The organism is Brevundimonas sp. FV1ps31S, assembly GCF_058681265.1.
Genome location: NZ_CM178735.1, coordinates 2,111,043 through 2,129,786 on the forward strand (window position 1 = coordinate 2,111,043; position 18,744 = coordinate 2,129,786).

Here is an 18,744-nt window from a genome sequence, read left to right on the forward strand (position 1 = left end):
GAGTAGCCCCCAGTGAGTTCTAGGCGCTTCAACGACGGGCTCTCAGCCCCCCTCAATGTGTGACAGGGCTTTTCATTCAAACTTCACGGCGCTGTCTTGTTCGGCCGATTTCGGCACGAAAAACGGCCCGCAGGCGCATCCTGCGGGCCGTCGATCATGCGCCTCGGTTCGCCGGCTCAGCCGCCGTAGCTACGCCCGCCGCCGCCGAAACCGCCGCGCGATACGACCGTCGTGCGGCTCTGCACCCGGCTGGGCGCCTGGCGCGCCACGTCGCCATGCTCACGGGCGTTGGTGATGGTGCGGCCAGTGCGATAGTCGCGGTAGGTGTAGCCGCCGCCATAGCCGTTGGAATAGCGATTCTCGCGATCGCGATATAACGGCCCCCCGCCGCGATAGCCGCCGCCGTTCAACAGCTGGCCGACGACGAAACCGGCCAGCAGCGGCGTGAAGAAGGAGCCGTTGCCGCCCTGATTGTTCGGCTGGCACTGCGACGGCCCCCACTGGCCTTCGCACTCCTCGCGCGTGGCGTAGCGGGGCGCGGTCTTGGCCGCCTCTTCCTGGGCCTTGGCCAGGGCGGCGTCGCACTGGTCGTCGGGGATGTCGTTGGCGGTGCGGCATTCCTCCAGAGAGGCATAGGCCAAGGCAGGCACGGGCTCGGCCTGGGGCGCCGGAACGTCCGGGGCGCCGCAGGCGGCCAGCGAGAAGCTGGCGGTGGCCATCAGGCTGCTGACGTGCAGCACGCGTGACCGCTTCAGCCGCCGCATGGTGGTGGTTTGGGGCAGGTTCCCCGGGTCCTTCTGGAGATCGGTCATGGCGGTCACGACGTCATACAGGCGGCGTTGAGCAGGCCCACGCAGATGGAGATGGAGGCCAGATAGACGGCCGCCGCGATCTCGCCCGCCTCGATGCGAGCCACCAGATTGCGGAACGCCATACGGCTGATGGCCACGAAAACGACGATCTGGATGATGCCGGCCAGCAGGGCCCAGGCCGCGAACTCCATCAGGCTCACCGTATGCGACAGGGCGGAGGCCAGGGGCAGGACATAGCCGATCAAGGCCCCGCCCAGGGCGATGGCGGCGGCCGTATTGCCTTCACGGATCAGCGTATGCTCGTGGTACGGCGTGACCCACTGGTAGACCAGCTTGAACGCCACGGTGAAGGCGCCGGCCGCCGCGAAGGCGATGATGAAGGCGATCGCCCCCTGCTGAAATATGAACCAGTCGAACATTCTGTCTGCCTTTGATGTGCGCCTCAGGCGCGGAACTCGGCCATTTCCAGTGGAATGCCGATCATGATTTCGTGCGTCGTCTCGCCGCCCTCGGGCTGTTGCTCCAGGGCGATCATCAGTTCGCGCCCGTCCGCCAGCTCCCGCGCATACAGCATGCAGGTCTGGAAGATCTTGGCATAGGGCGTCGTCGCGGCCCGGTCGTCCCAGATGGTCTCCCACAGGGTGACCGGCGGCTGGATCGCATCGCTCTCGGCGAACCAGAAACGCGGATAGTCGGGCAGTTCCTCAGCCGCCCCATGAAACACCGGCGCCGACAGCCGGTCGCGCCAGATCCGCCGCTCCCGCTCGCCCGGCGGATAGGCCGAGGTCCAGGGGATGAACAGGCTGAAGTCATAGGACTCTATCCCCGCCTCGTCGTCGCTCATCGCCTGAAGCATGACGTGGTCGTCGGTATAGAAGCGATGGACGAACTGCCCGCCGTCCAGGCTGACCAGACCCTGGGCCGAAATATCCAGCACGTCGCGATCCAGGGCGAAATGCGTCTCGTCCCCCAACCGGCGCCAGGCCAGTGGATCCAGCGACACGGTGCGGCCCACGGTGATGTTGCGCACCGTCGCCAGTTTGGAGGCGGGTTCTGAGTTGTCCGACGATCCGAAGAGCTTCTTGAACATCGTTACGCGTTTCCGGCCAGGCGGGCCTGATCCAGCCGGGCCGAAGAAACATAGAACAAGCGGTCGCCGGCCTCCACGGCCGTTTCCGCCGAGGGGTTGAAACGCGGCGCATCGACGCCCTGCGGCTGGTGCGCGAGCAGCGTCGCGCGATGCTGAAGCAGCCCCTGGGTCAGCGTGCCGACCGATTGCGCCGCCCCCCGCCACTTCAGGCTGAACAGGGTGGCGCTTTCATCCAGTTGGCTGGTCAGGGCGCTGATGACCTGACTGGAGCCCGGATCACGCGCCGAACGCGCCAGCATCTCCGGACCGGACGACAAGACGATCTCCACCTGCGGGCAGTGCTGAGCCAGAAGCCGCGCGCTGTCGGCGTCTTCAAAGAAACAGACGATATGCGTCGTTTTCGGCGCCACGGCGGACGCCGCCAGGGTCGCGGTCAGAGTGTCGGAATCAGTGTCGGCGTACACGAGGATCCGGCTGGCCGTCGCCGCTCCGGCGCGGGCCAAGCCTTCGGACGACGTCAGGCTCTCGCTCTGGACGTACCGGACCCGCGGATCCAGATCGGCGATGACCTGCCGCGTCATCAGGACCAGGGTCTGGGTCGTGTTCAACTCAGCGCACAACTCCCCGATCATCTTGGCCGTTCGGGTCGGGTGATAGCCGATGAGAATGATCGTGTCGGTCATCTTGGAATAGTCTCCCTTTCCGGCTCGTCGCGCACGCCAGATGTCGCCGATGGCGCCCAGCACCTTGGCCACCACAGTGGTGAAGGCCGCAATGGCGCCGGGAAAGATCCAGATGGCGGTGACCAGACGCCCGGCGACGCCTTGCGGGCTGAGATCGCCATAACCTACGGTATAGGCCGTTGTCGCGTACCAGTAGATAAAGGTCACAGGCGGATGAAGCTCGGTCTCTCCCGCCAAGGCCAGCAGGAGCCAGGACGAAACCGCATGAAACAGGATCAGCCCGGTCAGCATCCGCCAGTGCATATCGGCCATGGCGTGAAACGCCCGGTCGAAGATCAGCGCCAGTTTCATCCTCGGCAGCAGCATGCCATCCCCTTCTTCGTCGCCACCTGACCGCAGACCCCTAGGCGAAGTCAAGCGTTCATGTTACGCGTTTCATGAAACATGCCCTCAGCCGCCCCGCCCTCCTCCGCCGCCAATGATCGCATTCGTGCGTGGCGACAGGCGCGTCGGGCGGCCGGCATGGTGAAGCTGGAGCTCTGGGTGCCCGAATCCGCTCGCGATGATGTGAAGGCCGCCGTGCGCGCCATCGTCACGGATTCCACCCGCGGCCCCCGGCTTGCCGCTCAGAACCTTGCCGGCCGCACGCGGCGCCCCACTTCTGACCCAATCACCCCTGGAGACGACCACCCTATGGACGCCGTGATCGAAACACCCTGGACCGTGCCCGCCATCAAGGCGGCGATGGACGGCTCGCCCCTGCTGCGCGAGGGGGAAATGACCCTGCGCGTGCTTGAGGGCGCGGACGCCGTACTCCTGGCCACCATGCACGAATACGGCGACCTGCCGGTCTATCTCAGCGTCGGCGGCGCCCAGATCGTCTGCTCGGTCCTGCTGTGGCCCGTGTCGGAACAGACCGACCGTCACGCCTTCAACGAGTTCCTGCTGAAGGCCCAGCGCGTGGTGCCCCTGTCCAACTTCGCCATCACCAACGTCGGCGGCGAAGACGTGTATGAGCTGATGGGCGAACTGTCGTGCAAGACGACGCTGCAGACCATACTCATCGAACTGCGCACCCTGGCCGAGAACGCGATCGACGCCACCGAACTGCGTGAAACCTTCGGCGCCGAAGCCGCCTGACCCGGAGACCCGACCATGTCCATGCTCAGAAAACTCTCCGCCCTGTTCCGCGGCTCGGCCCATGACGCCGCCCAGGGCGTCGTCGACGCCAACGCCCTGAAGATCCTCGATCAGGAAATCCGCGACGCCGACAACGCCCAGGGCAAGGCGCGCGACGACCTTGCCGGCCTGGTGGCCCGTCGCCGCATGGCCGAGAACGAAATGGCCAGCTTCCGCGACCAGATCGCCAAATACGAAAGCTCGGCCCGTTCGGCCCTGGGCCAGGGCAAGACCGACCTGGCCCGCGAGGTCGCCGGCCGTATCGCCGAGCTGGAGGTCGAGATCACCAGCCGCGGCCCGCTGATCGAGGACATGAAGACGGCCGAGACCCGCCTGCGCACGGCCATCGCCTCGACCGACCAGAAGATCGAGACGCTCCGTCGCGAGATCGACATCGTCAAGGTCAACGACTCCGTCCAGCGCGCCCAGACCTCGGTCGCCCTGAACTCGGCCGGCGCCCAGTCGCGCATCGGCTCGGCCGCCGACAGCCTGCAACGCATCAAGCAGCGCCAGGCCATCCAGGAGGAAAAACTGAACGCCAGCCAGGCCCTGGAAGACCGCCGCACCGGCGCCGACCTGGACGCCAAGCTGCGCGACGCCGGCATCCTGCCCGGTCATTCTTCGGCCGACGACGTTCTGGCCCGCCTCAGCCAGCCGGACGTGACCGTGGTCACGCCGCGCATCGGCCAATCTACTCCAGGCGTGGCGACCCCCGACAAGGACCCGGCCTGAACCATGGAGCGTCTGCGCTTCGATCCCCGCACCGACTGGGACGCCAAGGCCGAGGAACTCGGCTTCACCTGGCGCCATACCGACGGCAAACCCTATTGGGACGAGACGGCGGCCTACGCCTTCTCGCTGCCCGAGATCGAGAACGGGATCGAAGCGCCGACCGAAGAACTGCACGGCCTGTGTCTGGAACTGGTCAATGAGGCCGTTCAGTCCGAGCGGCTGATGGAGCAGCTCGATATTCCCGAGACCATGCGGGACTACGTCGCCGCCAGCTGGAAACGGGGCGACCCGTCCCTCTATGGCCGGTTCGACTTCGCCTATGCTGGCTCGGGGGACGGCAAGGGTCCTGCCAAGCTCTACGAGTACAACGCCGACACTCCGACCAGCATCTATGAGACGGCGGTGTTCCAGTGGCTGTGGCTGGAGGACCAGATCGCGGCCGGCGCCCTGCCCGCCGACGCCGACCAGTTCAACAGCCTGCACGAGAAGCTGGTCGACCGCTTCCGCGCCATCTTCCCCAACGGCGGCTTCGTCCACTTCGCCTCGGACGCCGAGTTCGTCGAGGACCGCCAGACGGTGCGTTTCCTCGAAGACCTGGCGCGTCAGGCCGGGCTGGAGCCTCAGTTCGTCGCCATCGACCAGATTGGCCTGAACGCCGACGGCCGGTTCGTGGACCATGAGAACTGGATCATCCAGGCGATGTTCAAGCTCTATCCGTGGGAGCAGATGCTGCGCGACGAATACGCCGCCCCCCTGCCCACTGCCGACGTGACGGTGCTGGAGCCGGCGTGGAAGAGCATCCTGTCCAACAAGGCCATCCTACCCCTGTTGTGGGAGCGGCATGCAGGCCACCCCAACCTGCTGGAATCCTATTTCGAAGGCGATCCGGCCGAGGCGGCGCTGGGGTCATCCTATGTCCGCAAGCCCCTGTTCTCGCGCGAAGGCGACAATGTCGAACTGATCGACCAGGGCCTCAGCGCGGCCGAGGTCGTGGACGGCGGCTATGGCGATGGGCGCTACATTCGTCAGGCCCTTTGCAATCCGCCCCTGTTCGACGGCAACCACGTCATCGTCGGCTCATGGGTCGTGGGGACCGAGCCCGCCGGCATCAGCCTGCGTGAGGACACGGGCCGCATCACTCGCAACACCTCGCGCTTCGTGCCGCATTTCATCCGCCCGTGACGCCCGACCCACTTGCGATTTGTTCGCAACTAGGTTAGCTCCAGCCTCAGTAACCCGAGGCGTTTAATGACCGAAGTCGATACGAGCCGCGCCAGGCGTCTGAAGGCCGCCACCCACGGCGTTCACGATGGGCTGGACCAGGCGATCATGAAGGCCGAACCCTTCGCCAGCCGGGACGCCTATGCGGATTTCCTCCGGGTGCAGCAGTTGTTCCACCGCGACATCGCCGCCCTCTACGACGCGCCCGAGCTGGCGAACAAGATCCCCGATCTGGCTGACCGCCGCCGTTACCAGCAGGTCTGCGCGGACTTGGCTGATCTCGAGGCCGCGCCTGCGCTGGAAGACGAACGCCCCCGCTTTGAACCCGGCGAGCCGGTGGACGCGTCCACAGCCCTGGGCTGGCTCTATGTGGCCGAGGGATCGAACCTGGGCGCCGCCTTTCTGCTGAAGGCTGCCGCAGGCCTGGGCCTGTCGGCCGAGTTCGGCGCCCGCCATCTGGCCGCCTCGCCCGAGGGTCGGGCCAACCATTGGCGCAGCTTCACCGCCGCCCTCGACGCCCCCGATCTGACGGCCGATGAAGAGGCACGGGTCATGGCCGGCGCCTCCGCCGCCTTCAGCCGCGTGCGTTGCTTGGTCGACCGGACCTTCTGGCGCGGGACCGCCGCCGCCTGATCAGAACCAGGCGTCCTGCATCGCCAGCGTCGTGTCGTCCTTGCTGACCAGCAGGTCCAGCATCGGCCCGATCTTGGGCAGTTCCCAGCGGAAGAAGTAGCGCGCGGCCTGACGCTTGCCGTCGTAGAAGTCCCCGGTCTTGCCCGCCGCCGCCAGCGCCTGTTCCAGCCAGATCCAGGCCATCACGGCATGGCCCACGGCCTCCAGATAGGTGGAGGCGTTGGCCAGGGCCCGCTCCGCTTCCCCGTCGCGCCACACCGTCGCCGTGGCCTCGCCGATACGGACCATGGCCTTGGCCAGGGCCTCGCCATAGGGCTCCAACTCGGGGTCGCCCGACACCCGCGCCACCGTCGCCAGAACAGTCTCGCCCAGCAGCTTCAGCCCTGAGCCGCCGTCCATAATCGCCTTGCGGCCCAGCAGGTCCAGCCCCTGGATCCCGTGCGTCCCCTCGTGGATCGGGTTCAGCCGGTTGTCGCGATAGAACTGTTCGACCGGATAGTCGCGGGTATAGCCGTATCCGCCCATCACCTGGATCGCCAGGCTGTTGCCCTCCAGGCACCATTGCGACGGCCAGCTCTTGGCGATCGGCGTCAGCATGTCCAGCAGCCGCCCGGCCCGCTCCCGCTCGGCCGCGTCCTCCGCCGTCGTCTGATCATCAGTCAGCCGCGCGCAATACAGGTTCAGCCCCAGCGCCCCCTCGGCATAGGATTTCTGCGCCAGCAGCATGCGGCGCACATCGGCGTGCTGGATGATCGGCACGGGCGGACTGGCGGGATCCTTGGCCGACAGGGGCCGTCCCTGCGGCCGGCCGCGCGCATAGTCCAGAGCGTGCAGATAGCCGGTATAGCCCAGGGCCGCCGCGCCCGCGCCGACCCCGATCCGCGCCTCGTTCATCATGTGGAACATGGCGGCCAGCCCCTGATGCGGCGCCCCGACCAGCCAGCCGACCGCGCCCCCCTGCCCGCCCGGCGTATGCCGCCCCTCGCCGAAGTTCAGCAGAGTGTTGGTCGTGCCGCGATAGCCCATCTTGTGGTTCAGCCCGGCCAGGACGACGTCGTTGCGCTCGCCCGGCGCGCCGCTCTCGTCCAGCAGGTGTTTGGGAACCACGAACAGCGAGATCCCCTTCACCCCCGCCGGCGCCCCCTCCATCCGCGCCAGCACCATATGGACGATGGTCTCCGACAGGTCGTGATCCCCGCCCGAGATCCACATCTTCGATCCGAACAGCCGATAGCTGCCGTCGGTTTGCGGAACCGCGCGGGTGCGGATGTCGCCCAGCGACGAACCCGCCTGCGGCTCGGACAGGCACATGGTGCCGAAAAACCGCCCCTCCAGCATCGGCCGCACATAGGCGTCGATCTGCGCGGCCGTGCCGTGCGTCTTCAGCAGATTGGCCGCGCCGATGGTCAGGAAGGGATAGGCGGCCGTGCCGACATTGGCCGCCTGGAACCAGGCGAAGCCGGCGCGCTCGATCACATTGGGCAGTTGCAGTCCGCCCAACTCATAGTCCTGCGCCGCCGAGAACAGACCCGCCTCGCGGAACGCCGCCAGGGCCTGGGCCACCTCGGGGATCATCGTCACCCGCTCGCCGTCGAAGGTCGGCTCGTTCTGGTCGGCCTTGCGATTGTGCGGCGCGAACATATCCGCCGCAAGCTGGGCGCAGGTGTCCAGCACCCCGTCGAACGATACCCGGTCATGATCCGCAAACCGCGCCCGCTGCGTCATCCGCTCGACCTCCAGCCATTCATACAGAATGAAATCCAGATCGCGCCGGGACAGGATCAGCGAGGCGTCAGACATTCAAGGGCTCCGGACACACCCGCCTTTATCAATGCGGTGAGGAAGCCTAGGTCGCCCCGCGTCCCATCGCAAGTTCGACCGGGCCCGGTCCGGCCGGCTGGGAGGGTTGGCGCATCGACTTGAAAAGGCTGGCGGAGACGGAGCCCCCGGAACGAGCATCCGCCCTTGTCTGCACCCCTCCAATTCACGTTTACATACAGCCGTTTATCGCAAAGTCCGCCTAGGGCTGTCCACCGCCGGCTCCAGCAATCCAACTGCTTGTTTTAGGATCACGCTTAGGGCCGCGTCGGCTTCATGAACACAACAAATCGCCTTACCGCACTCGCCGCCAAGTCCCTTGGCATTGGTTTCCACAATGATGGAGCAGGTCTCTATCTGCGCATCTCTGAACGTCGAAAAAGCTGGGTCTATGTGTACCAGTGGATGGGACGCCGCAGAGAAATGGGGCTGGGTGAGCTAGTTGAGATGTGCCTTGGTCAGAAGGTCGGTAGCGTTGTTGAGCGAGCCATGGGAAGGCGCGATGTCTCGCGGGAGTCAGCCTGACAGGGGCTTCAGGTCGTGGAGGGGACCGTCAGGCCCAAAAATGCCGCCGGGGCCGTATGGAGACCCTGGCCCAGGCGTGATTGAGGACATCTTCAGGGTCGCCGTGACCGTATCACCATCTTTCAGACCCAAGGCCGTCAGCGTCTGAGTGTTAGGGCCGAGCAGCGCTCCGCTCGGGCTGGTCACGTCATATGAGTGGAGATACGTCGGATTCGCGAAGAGGTCATCAAGCGCACCCTTGAGCAGATCGAGCGTCCAATAAGTGCCAACCTGTAACGTCTTTGACTGCGCACTCCCATTAGCGTCGGTGAAGCTGACACGGAGGGACATGTCGAGAGGTTGGTGATTGTTGGGCCCACCGGCCGAGTACCAGCCAATGAAAGTCGCGCTGTACTGGCCCATTGCACGCCGCTGAAGCCAGGTCAGAATGTTGGTCCACGTCCCAGCGTTATAGAGGTTCCCATACGCTTCGATGCCTGCGAGCAATGCTGGTTGGGTTCCAACGGTGTCCATTTCCGCACCCATGACCGAGCCCAGAAATGCATGGGCACCTTCGAGGTACTCTGGATTGTAGTGAGCTATCCCGCGTGCCTGATACATATCGATCTCGGCAAGGCTGGCCGTGAACTGATTTACGTACTCGAGCTTTGCCGCGTCGTAGGGCGAGAAGGCAGTAAAGTTGAAGTCGGGCGGAAGCGCCAAACCGAGCTCAGGGCCTGCAGCGATGGCGGCCAAGTTGCCTTCTACTACCGTTAAAAAGGCCGTGGCCGCCGCCTCGTACGGCACTTGGTTGGTCGGCATAGATGCTCCTTTGTATCTCTGATTCGAACGTCGTTACGCCACAGTGGAATAAAACCACAAGTTACGCTAGCGAATGCTCCACTCAGAGAGCCCGCTGCGTTTCGGGGCTACGGCTTCGATTGGCGGTCAGGATTTGACCAGTGCAGTCCTTCCAATGGCTTTCTGCGATCAAGTCCAATTGATCAGCGGAGAAGCCACGGGAGAGCCTCAGGTATATCAGGAGCAGCCGACAAACCGGTTTTCGTGTCAGGCTGCCTATGTCAACGACGGCGACACCCTCCGGTGCGAAGATGGCACGAGAGTCCGTCTCCACGCCGTAGCTGCGCGGTAGAGCAACGAGACGTGCTCTGAGGGGCATCCATGCCCTACAGCATCGGCAACCGCCGTTCTTCGCCCCCTTGCGCCTGGCCAGACGCTTTCCTGCGAGAAGATTGGCAGCAGCTACAATAGCGTCACCGCCATCTGTTGGACGCCAACTAATCGGGAGGTGAACTGCGCAATGATTCGCAGCGGGACCACCGTAGTTTGGGCCCGGTTCAACAGACACCGGCCCATCTGCGCATCTTAGGTGGCTTATGCACAGAAAATGGCCCCTTAGGGCGGGCTTTAGGGCCTGCCGAAACAGCGCTTTAAGCCCGCTGTTTTGAAAGCGCTTTTTTCAAGAAGGTGGCGGAGACGGAGGGATTCGAACCCTCGGTACCCCTTACAGGGTACGACGATTTAGCAAACCGTTGCCTTCAGCCACTCGGCCACGTCTCCAGCGAAGGGCTCGATAGCCGAGCCGGCCGCATCGTGCAATCGGTTCGGTGCAAAGACCTGTTGTTAACGCCGCATACAGTTGCAGCGTGCAGGATGACGACCACCGCAAATCCTGGACCGTCATGCCTGACTGTGCTTCCCCCCTCGCCACCACCGGCGTCGCGACGCCGGTCGAGCACGCGGCGCCCGGCGTCGCGCGGGGACCATTCCGGCCCGAGGCGTGGCTGAACGCACGCGAGCGATCGGCCATGCGCCTAGCCGCCTATGGATTCCGCGCAACCGACATCGTGGTTGTGGCGGGTCTGACGGTGTTGGCTCTGGGGTCGCGGGGTCCGATCGACCTTCAAACCCTGACGGTCGCGGCGGTTCTGCCGCTTGCGACAGGCGCAGCGACAGTCCTGACGCTGCTGAGAAGCCTAAATCTCTATCGATTCGGTCGGGACGGGGCCGCCATGGTCCATCTGGTTCGCGTGGTCGCGGCCGTGCTGCTGGCGACAGGCGCGGCGGCCCTGGTCGCGCTGACGCTTGAAGGATCCGCCCGGGGCGCGCTCGCGCCCTGGGCACTGGCTACCGTGGTGACGCTGACAGGGCTGCACGCCGTATGGCTGGGGTTGACGGCACGCTGGCAGCGGCGGGGGATTCTGTCGCCCAACATCGTCATCGTCGGGGCCGGACGCAGCGCCGAGGCCCTGATCGAGCGGGCGCTCGAGCGACGCGACCTGAATGTGCTGGGCGTGTTCGACGACCGCCTGTCGCGCACGCCCGACCGTCTGGTTGGGGTGCCCGTGCTGGGCCGCGCCGCCGCCCTGCCGAACCACCGAATCCTGCCCTATGTCGACCGCATCGTGCTCGCCATCGACGCCGAGGCCGGACCCCGCGTAAGGGAATTGACGCGCCGACTGGAGACCCTGCCCAATCCCCTGACCGTCCTGGCCGAGGGCGATCGCGACGCTGTTCTGGACCGTCTGGCCCAGGCGCCCTTGGCGACGATCGGCGACGGAGGCGCGGCGGACCGCCGCGCTGTCGCCAAACGGATTCAGGACCTGGCGATCGGCGGCCTGGCCCTGATCCTCGCCGCCCCGGTCATGGCGATCATCGCCGCAGCCATCCGTCTGGACAGCCCCGGTCCGATCTTCTTCCGTCAGCGCCGCCATGGCTTCAACCAGGAAGCCATAGTGGTCTGGAAATTCCGGTCGATGCGCCATGCGGACGCGGACCCCGCCGCCAGCCGCCAGACCACTGTCGACGATGATCGTGTCACCCGCGTCGGCCGGTTCATCCGCGCCACCAGCCTGGATGAACTGCCTCAGCTGTTCAACGTCCTGAAGGGCGAGATGTCCCTGGTCGGCCCGCGTCCCCACGCCATCGGCATGAAGACCGGCGAGACCGAATCCGCGCGACTGGTCGCCGAATATGCTCACCGCCACAGGCTCAAGCCCGGCATGACCGGCTGGGCCGCCGTTAAGGGATCGCGCGGCCCCATCGCCACCGAGGCCGAGGTGGGCCGCCGGGTCGCGCTCGACATCGACTATATTCAGCGCCAGTCCTTCTGGCTGGACCTGTGGATCATGCTGATCACCCTTCCCATCCTGTTCGGCGACCGGGCCGCCGTCAGGTGAGCGAGAAACGCATGTTCTGGCGCGGCGTCTGGGGCTATCTGCCGGCCCAGATCGTCCAGGGCGTGGTCGGTTTCCTGACCATCGTCGTCTTCACCCGCCTGCTCAGCCCACAGGATTTCGGCCACTACGCCCTGGCCTTCTCTGTCACCAGCCTGGCCCATACGGTCAGTTTCAGCTGGCTGGAGGCCTCTATGGCCCGCTTCTGGGCGGCCGAGCGCACGCCGGGCGGCCTGGCGACCCATTTCGCCAGCCTGTACCGGACCTCTTTCGCCGTCATCGCCATCTTCGTGCCGGTCGCGGCGCTCGTGGTCTGGCTCCTGCCCCTGACCCCGGCCTTCAAGCTGGCGGTCGGCTTGGGCCTGGCCGGAGCCCCGATCCGCAACCTGGCCAAGCTGGCGCAGGAGCGGTATCGCGCCGCCGGGGAGGTGTCCAAGGCCGCCACGGTGGACATGGGCGTCGCCGTGCTGGGCTTTCTGGTCGGGGCCGGCTTCGCCCTGGCCGGCGCCGGCGCATCCTCGCCCATGCTGGGGCTGATGATCGCCCCCCTGTTCGCCCTGCCCTTCATCCTGCCGGGCGAACTGCGCCAGTCGGCCGGTGGAACCGTGGATCGCGCGCGGCTGAAGGCCTACGCCGCCTACGGCTACCCGATCGCCGCCTCCCTGACCCTGGCCCTGGTCCTGGCCTCGACCGACCGTTTTCTGCTGGCGGCCTTCATGGACGCGGCGGCGGTCGGCGCCTATCACGCCAGCTACAGCCTGGCGAACCGCACCCTGGACGTGATGTTCATCTGGCTGGGCGCGGCCGGGGCCCCGGCCATGGTCATGGCGCTGGAGCGCGGGGGCCGAGAGGCGCTGCGTCACACGGCCCTGGAGCAGGGTTCGACCCTGATCCTGATCGGCCTGCCCGCCGCCGTCGGCCTGTCCCTGGTCGCCCGGCCACTGGCCGAGCTGATGATCGGCCCCGAGCTGCGCGTCGCCGCCGCCCTGGTCACGCCCTGGATCGCGGCCTCGGCCTTCATGTCCGGCCTGATCGCCTATTATTTCGGTTTCGGCTTCACCCTGGGCAAGAAGACCGGCCTGCTGCTGGTGACCATGGCCATTCCGGCCCTGGCCAACATCCTGCTGAACCTGATCCTGATCCCCCGGCTGGGCGTGCTGGGCGCCGCCGTCGCCACGGCCCTCAGCTTCGCCATAGGCCTAGTCGCCTGTCTGTTGATCAGCCGCCGCGCGATCGCCCTGCCCATTCCGTGGGAGGCGCTGATCCGGTGCGGCGTCGCCTCGACCGGCATGGCCCTGGTGGTCTGGCGCCTTCCGCCGTTGGGCGGTTTTGTCGAACTGATGCTGCACGCGAGCCTCGGCGGACTGGTCTATGCGGCCCTGGCGCTGACGCTTAACGCCGCCGGAGTGCGCGACGTGCTAAACCGACTGATCCAGGCCCGACGAGGGGCGACGGCATGAGCGGCTCCCGCGCCGATATCCACGATAACTCCGGCTGGGCAGCCGCCCGGCCCGCCCTGTCGGTCCTGATCCCCTTCCTGGGCGACGATCCCGAGCCCCTGCTGCGCCGGCTGGATACCGAAGGCCCCGCCCTGGCCGGCCGGGTCGAGCTGATCCTGCTGGACGACGGCACGGGCGACGCCGCCCTGACCGCCCGGCTGAAGGCCGCGCTGGACGCCCTGGCCCTGCCTGCCCGGCTCGTCACCCTGTCCGCCAACGAAGGTCGGGCGCGCGGTCGCAACCGGCTGACCATCGCCGCCCGCGCCGGCTCCTGGCTGTTCCTCGACAGCGACATGAAGCCCGACAGCCCGCACTTCCTCCAGACCTGGGTCGATCTGATCGCGCGCGACGATCCGGCCGTGGCCTTCGGCGGTTTCTCGCTGAAACAGGCGCCGCGCGACCGCCGCTTCGCCGTCCACCGCGCCCTGTCCGGCGCCAGCGAATGCGTCCGCGCCGCCCAGCGCGCCAGGACGCCCGAGAAATACGTCTACACCTCCAACCTGCTGGTCCGGCGCGATGTCTTCGCCGTCGAATCCTTCGACCCCGGCTTCACCGGCTGGGGGTGGGAGGATGTCGAATGGGCCATGCGGGTCGCCCGCCGGTTCCAGGTGGTCCACATCGACAATCCCGCCACCCACATGGGCCTGGACACGGTGCCGGACCTGGCGCGCAAGTTCGACCAGGGCGCCGCCAACTTCGCCCGCGTGGTCGCCCTGCACCCGGCCATCGTCCAGACCTACCCCAGCTACAAGGCCGCCCGCGCCCTGAAACGCCTGCCGTCCCTGCCGCTGATCCGTCGCATGGCCCGGGGCGCGGCCCTGTCGCCCCTGCTGCCGACCCGCACCCGCGCCTTCGCCCTGCGCCTGTACCGCGCGGCCGTCTATGCGGACGCGATTTGATGCGGGACGTCGCCGTCGTCATCCCCACTCTGCGTCGCCCCGCCATGCTGGAGCGGGCCCTGCGTTCGGTCTTCGCCCAGGTCGGGTCGCTGGACCGGATCGCCGCCGTGGTCATCGCCGACAACGACCCGGACGGTTCGGCCGCCGCCCTGATCGACCGCCTGCGGGCCGAGGCGCCGGTTCCCCTGACCTACGCCCACGCCCCCGTCCCCGGCGTCGCCACGGCGCGAAACATCGGACTGGCCGCTGCCGACGCCCCCCTGATCGCCTTCCTCGACGACGACGAGGCCGCCTCCCCCGGCTGGTTGGCCGCCCTGTTGCAGGCCCAGTCTCAGACCGGCGCCGACGTCCTGTTCGGCCCGATCCGGGGCCGGGTGCCCGACGGCACAGGCTGGACCACCGCCTATCTGGAGCGTTTCTTCGGCCGCGACGGCCCGACCCAGACCGGCCTGACAGACCAGATCCACGGCTGTGGCAACAGTCTGATGGTCCGCGCCACGGCCCTGCCCGGCCTCTCGCCGTTCGACGCCGCCATGGATCAGACGGGCGGCGAGGACGACCGCCTGTTCACCGCCCTGCAAGCGCGCGGCGGCCGGTTCGGCTGGGCCGCCGACGCCTGGGTGGACGAGTTCGCGCCCCCCGACCGCGCCACCCTGAACTACGCCCTGCTGCGCGCCTTCGCCTATGGCCAGAGCCCCAGCCAGATGGCCGCCGCCCGCCGCGACTGGCCCGGCGTCGCCCGCTGGATGCTGATCGGTGCCGCCCAGACCGCCGTCTGGGGCCTCGCCTCCCTCGCCCTGACCCTGCTCCGCCGCCCCGCCCGCGCCGAAACCCTGGACCGCACCGCGCGCGGCTTCGGCAAGATCTTCTGGACCAAAGGGTTCGAGCCGAAACTCTACGGCGCGGCGATGCTGCGAAAACCGCTTAGCCCGCCAGTCGGCTGAGGAACTTGGGCGGCTTGTAGGTCGAGCGGTTCATGACCACTCCGGCGATACGCCCGCCGACGGCTTCGATCTCGTCGCGCAGGATCACGGGTCCGCTCGCGGTCGCGCCGCCGGCCGCCACCACCAGCACCGTCATATCGACGAAGGGCGCCAGGATGATCGCCATGTCGTTGCGGTCCGCCGCCGGGCTGTCGATGACGATGGTGTCGGCGTGCGGCCTCAGGGCGTCCCAGTAGCGGGGCTCCCCCACCGCCTCGACTCGGTGGCCCGAGCGCAGGGATTCCATATGGAACCGGGTCGTCCACAACCGCCCGCCCAGACAGGGGCGCGCCGTCAGCAGGCGCGCGGGCGGCACCGGCTTGCCGTCCCGACCGGTCGGGGCCGGCGTGACGGCGAAGAAGCTGGATCCGTCGGGCGACGCCTGGGCCGGCTTGCCCAGTTGGCCGAACCGATCCGGTTCGGCGGAGATGGCGTCCAGCTGCCCCTGCTGCGCCAGGTCGCCGTCCACCAGCCATACCGGCTTGCGCGCCCGCACGGCGGCCAGGCGCGCGAACTCGCGCGCCACGGTCGAGACGCCTTCTCCGGTCGTGGCGGCGGCGAACTGGATCACGCGGGCGCGATGCGCGGGGGCAGGCCCCAGCGCCGCCCACAGGCCGGCCATTTCGGACGTCAGATCGACCATCGAATCGCTATGCGCGCTCCACCAGCCCGCAGATTACCACGGCCACGCTCCTAGTGCGCCTTGGCCGGAGCCACCGCCAGGACGGGCATGTCCAGGGTCCGCCGCACCGAGTCGGGCGTCGAGAAGCCCCGCCGCGTAAAAATCCGCAGCAGGCCCAGGCACAGGGCCGTGAACCCGGCGAACAGGAAGACGGCGGCCAGGGCCGGAACCTTCAGGCTCTTGCCGGTCGACGGCGGCTGGGCCCGCTCGATCACGGTGACATTGTCGGCGCCGGCGGCCACCAGGGCGTTATCCGCCCGGCTCTGGCTCTCGCGCTGCTGGAACTCGCGGATGTTGGCGGTCAGGACCTCGCGGTTGCCCGCCAGGGTCGCATTCTCGGACTCCAGGGCCGTCAGCCGCGCCTGCCGCGACCGAATGTCCGTCAACTGACGATCCAGCGCCGAGAGCCTCGCCGCCAGGGCGTCGCGGTCGGCCTGGGTGTTGATCCGGTTGGTCTCCAGCTCGGTCCAGACCGGGTTCGGCCCGGTGCGGACCTCCTTGGGCCCCACTGCCGTCCCCGTACCCACATAGGCCTGCAACTGGGCGATCCGCGCCTCGATGTCCCTCACCGGCTGGGCGTCGGGCTGGTAGCGGGACAGCAGTTGTTCCCGCTCGGTGCGCAGTTGCAGCACCTGGTCCTGGGCCGAGATGTTCAGGTCCTGCTGAAGGGCCACCTCCGCCGGCGTCGCCGCCTGCTGCGCCACCAGGGTGTTCAGCCTCTGGCTGGTCTGGTTCAGTTGGCTCTGGGTCGACATCCGGTCGGTGAAGACGGTCTGATAGACGGCCGCCAGGGTCGTCTTGGCGGCGGTGAAGTCGCCGATGTCATTGCTGGTCAGGAACTGCTCATAGGCCTGATCCGCCGCGCTCAGATCGCCTTCGAACGCCCGCCTCTGGGTGGCGATGGCCGGAGTCTTGTCCTGGAACACCTCGCGGCGATAGGCGAGGTATTGCTCGATCACAGTGTTCAGCACCCGCGCCGCCCGTTCGGGATCGTCGGCCTCGTAGCTCAGGCGGATGACCGCGCTGCCCGGCGCCGTGCCGACGCCCAGGCTGCCGCCGACCAGCTTGCGCGCCGCCGCCTCGGCCCGATCTTTTGATCCTGTCGGCGTCTTGCCCAGGATGGCCGCCGGCCCCAGCGCCTCGACCACCCGCTGGCGCACCTGCCCCGAACTCAGGATCGCCGCCTCGGAACTGGCGACCTCGTCCCCCTGCGGCGCCTGCCCCCGCTCCGCCGTGCCGACCCGCGGCTGATAGACATACTCCTGGCCCACGCCCGCAAACACCGCGCCCTGGGCCGTATAGGTCTTTTTCAGCGTCAACACCGCCGCCGCCCCCAGGGCGAAGATGACCAGAAAGACGACGATCATCAGCAGCAGTTCGCGGAACAGCAGGCCGACGACATCCAGCACGCCGTAACGCGGTCGGGTCGTGACATAGGCCGTCGAACGCATGGGCGGGCGAATCCAGGAAACTCTTGGTCCGTTTCACCTTTCGCCCACCGGCGTTAACCATCGGTTACCCATAAGGCGCGAGGCTGCAATCAACCTGTTTTCGTCGGACCAAACCGATTCCATGACGCCAGATCGCCGACTGTTCCTGCTGGCCCTCGGATCGGCCGCCGCGACCCTGGCCGCTTGCGGCGGGGGCAACGCCGCCCGCATGCCGCGCCCCATCGCTCGCACGGACAGGGTGCAGACATCGAGCCGTGAGGACTTCCCGGCGATCCCGTTCGCCGACTGGACCGACGAGGAGCCGGAGTATCTCCTCTATCCGGGCGACGAGATCGAGGTGGCCATGCCCACCGCCGCCGAACTGACCCGCACGCTGAAGGTCGGTCCCGACGGCCGCGTGGCCCTGCCGCTGATCGGCCAGATCATGGCGGCGGACCGCACCCTGCCCGAGTTGGAACGGGAGGCGTCCTCCGCCTACGCCTCGCAACTGGTGCGTCCGGTCGTTGAAGTGACCTTGAGACAGGCCGGGCCGATCCGTGTCTGGATCGACGGCGAGGTTCGAACCCCCGGCGTCATCGAGATGACCGGCGACCTGGACGCCTATCAGGCTGTCGTACAGGCGGGCGGTTTCCTGCCCTCGGGCAAGCCGGATCGTGTGGCGCTGATCCGGCGCGGCCCCGGAGGCTCGCGCATGATGCGGGTGGTCGATCTGCGCCCGCGTCGCGGCGAGGTCGTGGCCTTGCGTCGTGGCGACATCATCTACGTGCCGCGTTCGACGCTCGGCGAACTCGCCGCCTTCTTCACCCAGGTGCGCGCCGCCATGCCGATCGGCTTCAGCTATTCGATCAACGGATCGAACGGCAACGGCTACGCCACCTTCTAGGGATCAGGCGGCCAGCCGCACCACGCCCATGTCGATGTACCGGCGCGCCGCCTTCTGCGCCTCGGCGATCTCTTCGCGTTCCATTTCCAGGCTCATCTCGCGGCGATAGACGCGCGCTTCGATCGAGCCCTTCATGGCGGCCAGGTTGAAGATCATGTGGGCCGAGACCCGGTCCATCGGGCAACCGCCCGATCCGGCCGAATACATCATGCCCAGCTTGAACAGGTCGTCGCCCGACATGTCGGTCGTCGGCAGAGGCAGGCCTTCGGTGTCCGAAGCGGCCTGCGGGTCGTGCGCCATTTCTTGCGCGTTCATCACCGTATCTCCTGAACGGGCGCCGTTCTGGGCCCGTCTCTGATACCGCATCAAATACCGCCGGTTTGAAGTTAAAGTTAACAGCGAACGCTGCCGCCAAACTTTTCAGTAAAGCAGAAATGAATACTCCGGCGACGATTCAGCAATCTGCAATCTGTTGGAA

The 18,744-nt window shown here is 67.2% G+C and carries 19 protein-coding genes and 1 tRNA gene; 10 read left to right on the forward strand and 10 right to left on the reverse strand.

Features of this window, described 5'->3' with window-relative positions; translation table 11 throughout:
- Window positions 1-176 precede the first annotated feature (176 nt).
- From ACVPT3_RS09940 to ACVPT3_RS09955, 4 genes are read right to left on the reverse strand one after another with little or no spacing between them, the layout of a single operon-like run.
- Window positions 177-812, reverse strand: coding sequence for a DUF1190 domain-containing protein (locus ACVPT3_RS09940; RefSeq protein ID WP_492040747.1), 636 nt, complete (start codon window positions 810-812; stop codon window positions 177-179).
- A gap of 5 nt (window positions 813-817) precedes the next feature.
- Complete coding sequence (locus tag ACVPT3_RS09945; RefSeq protein WP_492040748.1) at window positions 818-1,231, reverse strand: DUF350 domain-containing protein; 414 nt, start codon at window positions 1,229-1,231, stop codon at window positions 818-820.
- A gap of 23 nt (window positions 1,232-1,254) precedes the next feature.
- The gene (locus ACVPT3_RS09950) at window positions 1,255-1,902 is read right to left on the reverse strand and encodes a YjfK family protein (RefSeq protein ID WP_492040749.1); all 648 of its coding nucleotides are present in this window, start codon (window positions 1,900-1,902) and stop codon (window positions 1,255-1,257) included.
- 2 nt (window positions 1,903-1,904) lie between these two features.
- Window positions 1,905-2,951: an ion channel gene (locus ACVPT3_RS09955; RefSeq protein WP_492040750.1), complete on the reverse strand. Its 1,047-nt coding sequence runs from the start codon at window positions 2,949-2,951 to the stop codon at window positions 1,905-1,907.
- A 78-nt stretch (window positions 2,952-3,029) separates the two neighbouring features.
- On the opposite strand from ACVPT3_RS09955, the gene ACVPT3_RS09960 reads away from it, so the two are divergent.
- From ACVPT3_RS09960 to ACVPT3_RS09975, 4 genes are all read left to right on the forward strand, one after another.
- Entirely contained in the window at window positions 3,030-3,725 is a 696-nt protein-coding gene (locus tag ACVPT3_RS09960) for a YjfI family protein (RefSeq protein WP_492040751.1), read from the forward strand.
- Window positions 3,726-3,740: 15 nt separating this feature from the next.
- On the forward strand, window positions 3,741-4,496 hold the full coding sequence (locus tag ACVPT3_RS09965; protein WP_492040752.1) for a PspA/IM30 family protein: 756 nt from the start codon (window positions 3,741-3,743) through the stop codon (window positions 4,494-4,496).
- A 3-nt stretch (window positions 4,497-4,499) separates the two neighbouring features.
- Window positions 4,500-5,678 (forward strand): glutathionylspermidine synthase family protein, encoded by a 1,179-nt coding sequence (locus ACVPT3_RS09970; protein WP_492040753.1) that lies wholly within the window; start codon window positions 4,500-4,502, stop codon window positions 5,676-5,678.
- Between the two features lie 66 nt (window positions 5,679-5,744).
- Window positions 5,745-6,350 (forward strand): biliverdin-producing heme oxygenase, encoded by a 606-nt coding sequence (locus tag ACVPT3_RS09975; protein ID WP_492040754.1) that lies wholly within the window; start codon window positions 5,745-5,747, stop codon window positions 6,348-6,350.
- Here the strand turns inward: ACVPT3_RS09975 and ACVPT3_RS09980 are convergent, their stop codons facing one another.
- Window positions 6,351-8,150, reverse strand: a complete 1,800-nt coding sequence (locus ACVPT3_RS09980; protein ID WP_492040755.1) for an acyl-CoA dehydrogenase — start codon at window positions 8,148-8,150, stop codon at window positions 6,351-6,353.
- Between the two features lie 294 nt (window positions 8,151-8,444).
- Between ACVPT3_RS09980 and ACVPT3_RS09985 the strand changes: the two genes are divergently transcribed.
- Window positions 8,445-8,693 (forward strand): Arm DNA-binding domain-containing protein, encoded by a 249-nt coding sequence (locus ACVPT3_RS09985; protein WP_492040756.1) that lies wholly within the window; start codon window positions 8,445-8,447, stop codon window positions 8,691-8,693.
- Here ACVPT3_RS09985 and ACVPT3_RS09990 read toward each other — a convergent pair.
- Both ACVPT3_RS09990 and ACVPT3_RS09995 read right to left on the reverse strand, forming a co-directional pair.
- Complete coding sequence (locus tag ACVPT3_RS09990) at window positions 8,685-9,494, reverse strand: hypothetical protein (RefSeq protein WP_492040757.1); 810 nt, start codon at window positions 9,492-9,494, stop codon at window positions 8,685-8,687. The two genes, ACVPT3_RS09985 and ACVPT3_RS09990, sit on opposite strands and share 9 nt — an antisense overlap.
- Before the next feature lie 667 nt (window positions 9,495-10,161).
- Window positions 10,162-10,253: transfer RNA gene (locus ACVPT3_RS09995), tRNA-Ser, on the reverse strand.
- 122 nt (window positions 10,254-10,375) lie between these two features.
- Between ACVPT3_RS09995 and ACVPT3_RS10000 the strand changes: the two genes are divergently transcribed.
- Genes ACVPT3_RS10000 through ACVPT3_RS10015 form a run of 4 tightly spaced genes read left to right on the forward strand, consistent with a single transcriptional unit; the run spans window position 10,376 to window position 15,211 of the window.
- A complete protein-coding gene (locus ACVPT3_RS10000; protein WP_492043808.1) occupies window positions 10,376-11,872 on the forward strand; it encodes an exopolysaccharide biosynthesis polyprenyl glycosylphosphotransferase in 1,497 nt (498 codons plus the stop codon).
- A gap of 11 nt (window positions 11,873-11,883) precedes the next feature.
- Window positions 11,884-13,329 (forward strand): lipopolysaccharide biosynthesis protein, encoded by a 1,446-nt coding sequence (locus ACVPT3_RS10005; protein WP_492043809.1) that lies wholly within the window; start codon window positions 11,884-11,886, stop codon window positions 13,327-13,329.
- Window positions 13,326-14,267, forward strand: a complete 942-nt coding sequence (locus tag ACVPT3_RS10010; protein ID WP_492040758.1) for a glycosyltransferase — start codon at window positions 13,326-13,328, stop codon at window positions 14,265-14,267. The genes ACVPT3_RS10005 and ACVPT3_RS10010 overlap by 4 nt, the downstream gene beginning before the upstream one ends.
- Window positions 14,267-15,211: a glycosyltransferase family 2 protein gene (locus tag ACVPT3_RS10015; protein WP_492040759.1), complete on the forward strand. Its 945-nt coding sequence runs from the start codon at window positions 14,267-14,269 to the stop codon at window positions 15,209-15,211. The genes ACVPT3_RS10010 and ACVPT3_RS10015 overlap by 1 nt, the downstream gene beginning before the upstream one ends.
- Here the strand turns inward: ACVPT3_RS10015 and ACVPT3_RS10020 are convergent.
- Entirely contained in the window at window positions 15,192-15,893 is a 702-nt protein-coding gene (locus ACVPT3_RS10020; protein ID WP_492040760.1) for a P-loop NTPase family protein, read from the reverse strand. The genes ACVPT3_RS10015 and ACVPT3_RS10020 overlap by 20 nt on opposite strands.
- A gap of 50 nt (window positions 15,894-15,943) precedes the next feature.
- Window positions 15,944-17,383, reverse strand: a complete 1,440-nt coding sequence (locus ACVPT3_RS10025) for a GumC family protein (RefSeq protein WP_492040761.1) — start codon at window positions 17,381-17,383, stop codon at window positions 15,944-15,946.
- Between the two features lie 121 nt (window positions 17,384-17,504).
- Between ACVPT3_RS10025 and ACVPT3_RS10030 the strand changes: the two genes are divergently transcribed.
- Window positions 17,505-18,266, forward strand: coding sequence for a polysaccharide biosynthesis/export family protein (locus tag ACVPT3_RS10030; RefSeq protein WP_492040762.1), 762 nt, complete (start codon window positions 17,505-17,507; stop codon window positions 18,264-18,266).
- Between the two features lie 3 nt (window positions 18,267-18,269).
- Here ACVPT3_RS10030 and ACVPT3_RS10035 read toward each other — a convergent pair whose 3' ends face one another.
- Window positions 18,270-18,581 (reverse strand): sel1 repeat family protein, encoded by a 312-nt coding sequence (locus ACVPT3_RS10035; RefSeq protein ID WP_492027961.1) that lies wholly within the window; start codon window positions 18,579-18,581, stop codon window positions 18,270-18,272.
- Between the last annotated feature and the right edge of the window lie 163 nt (window positions 18,582-18,744).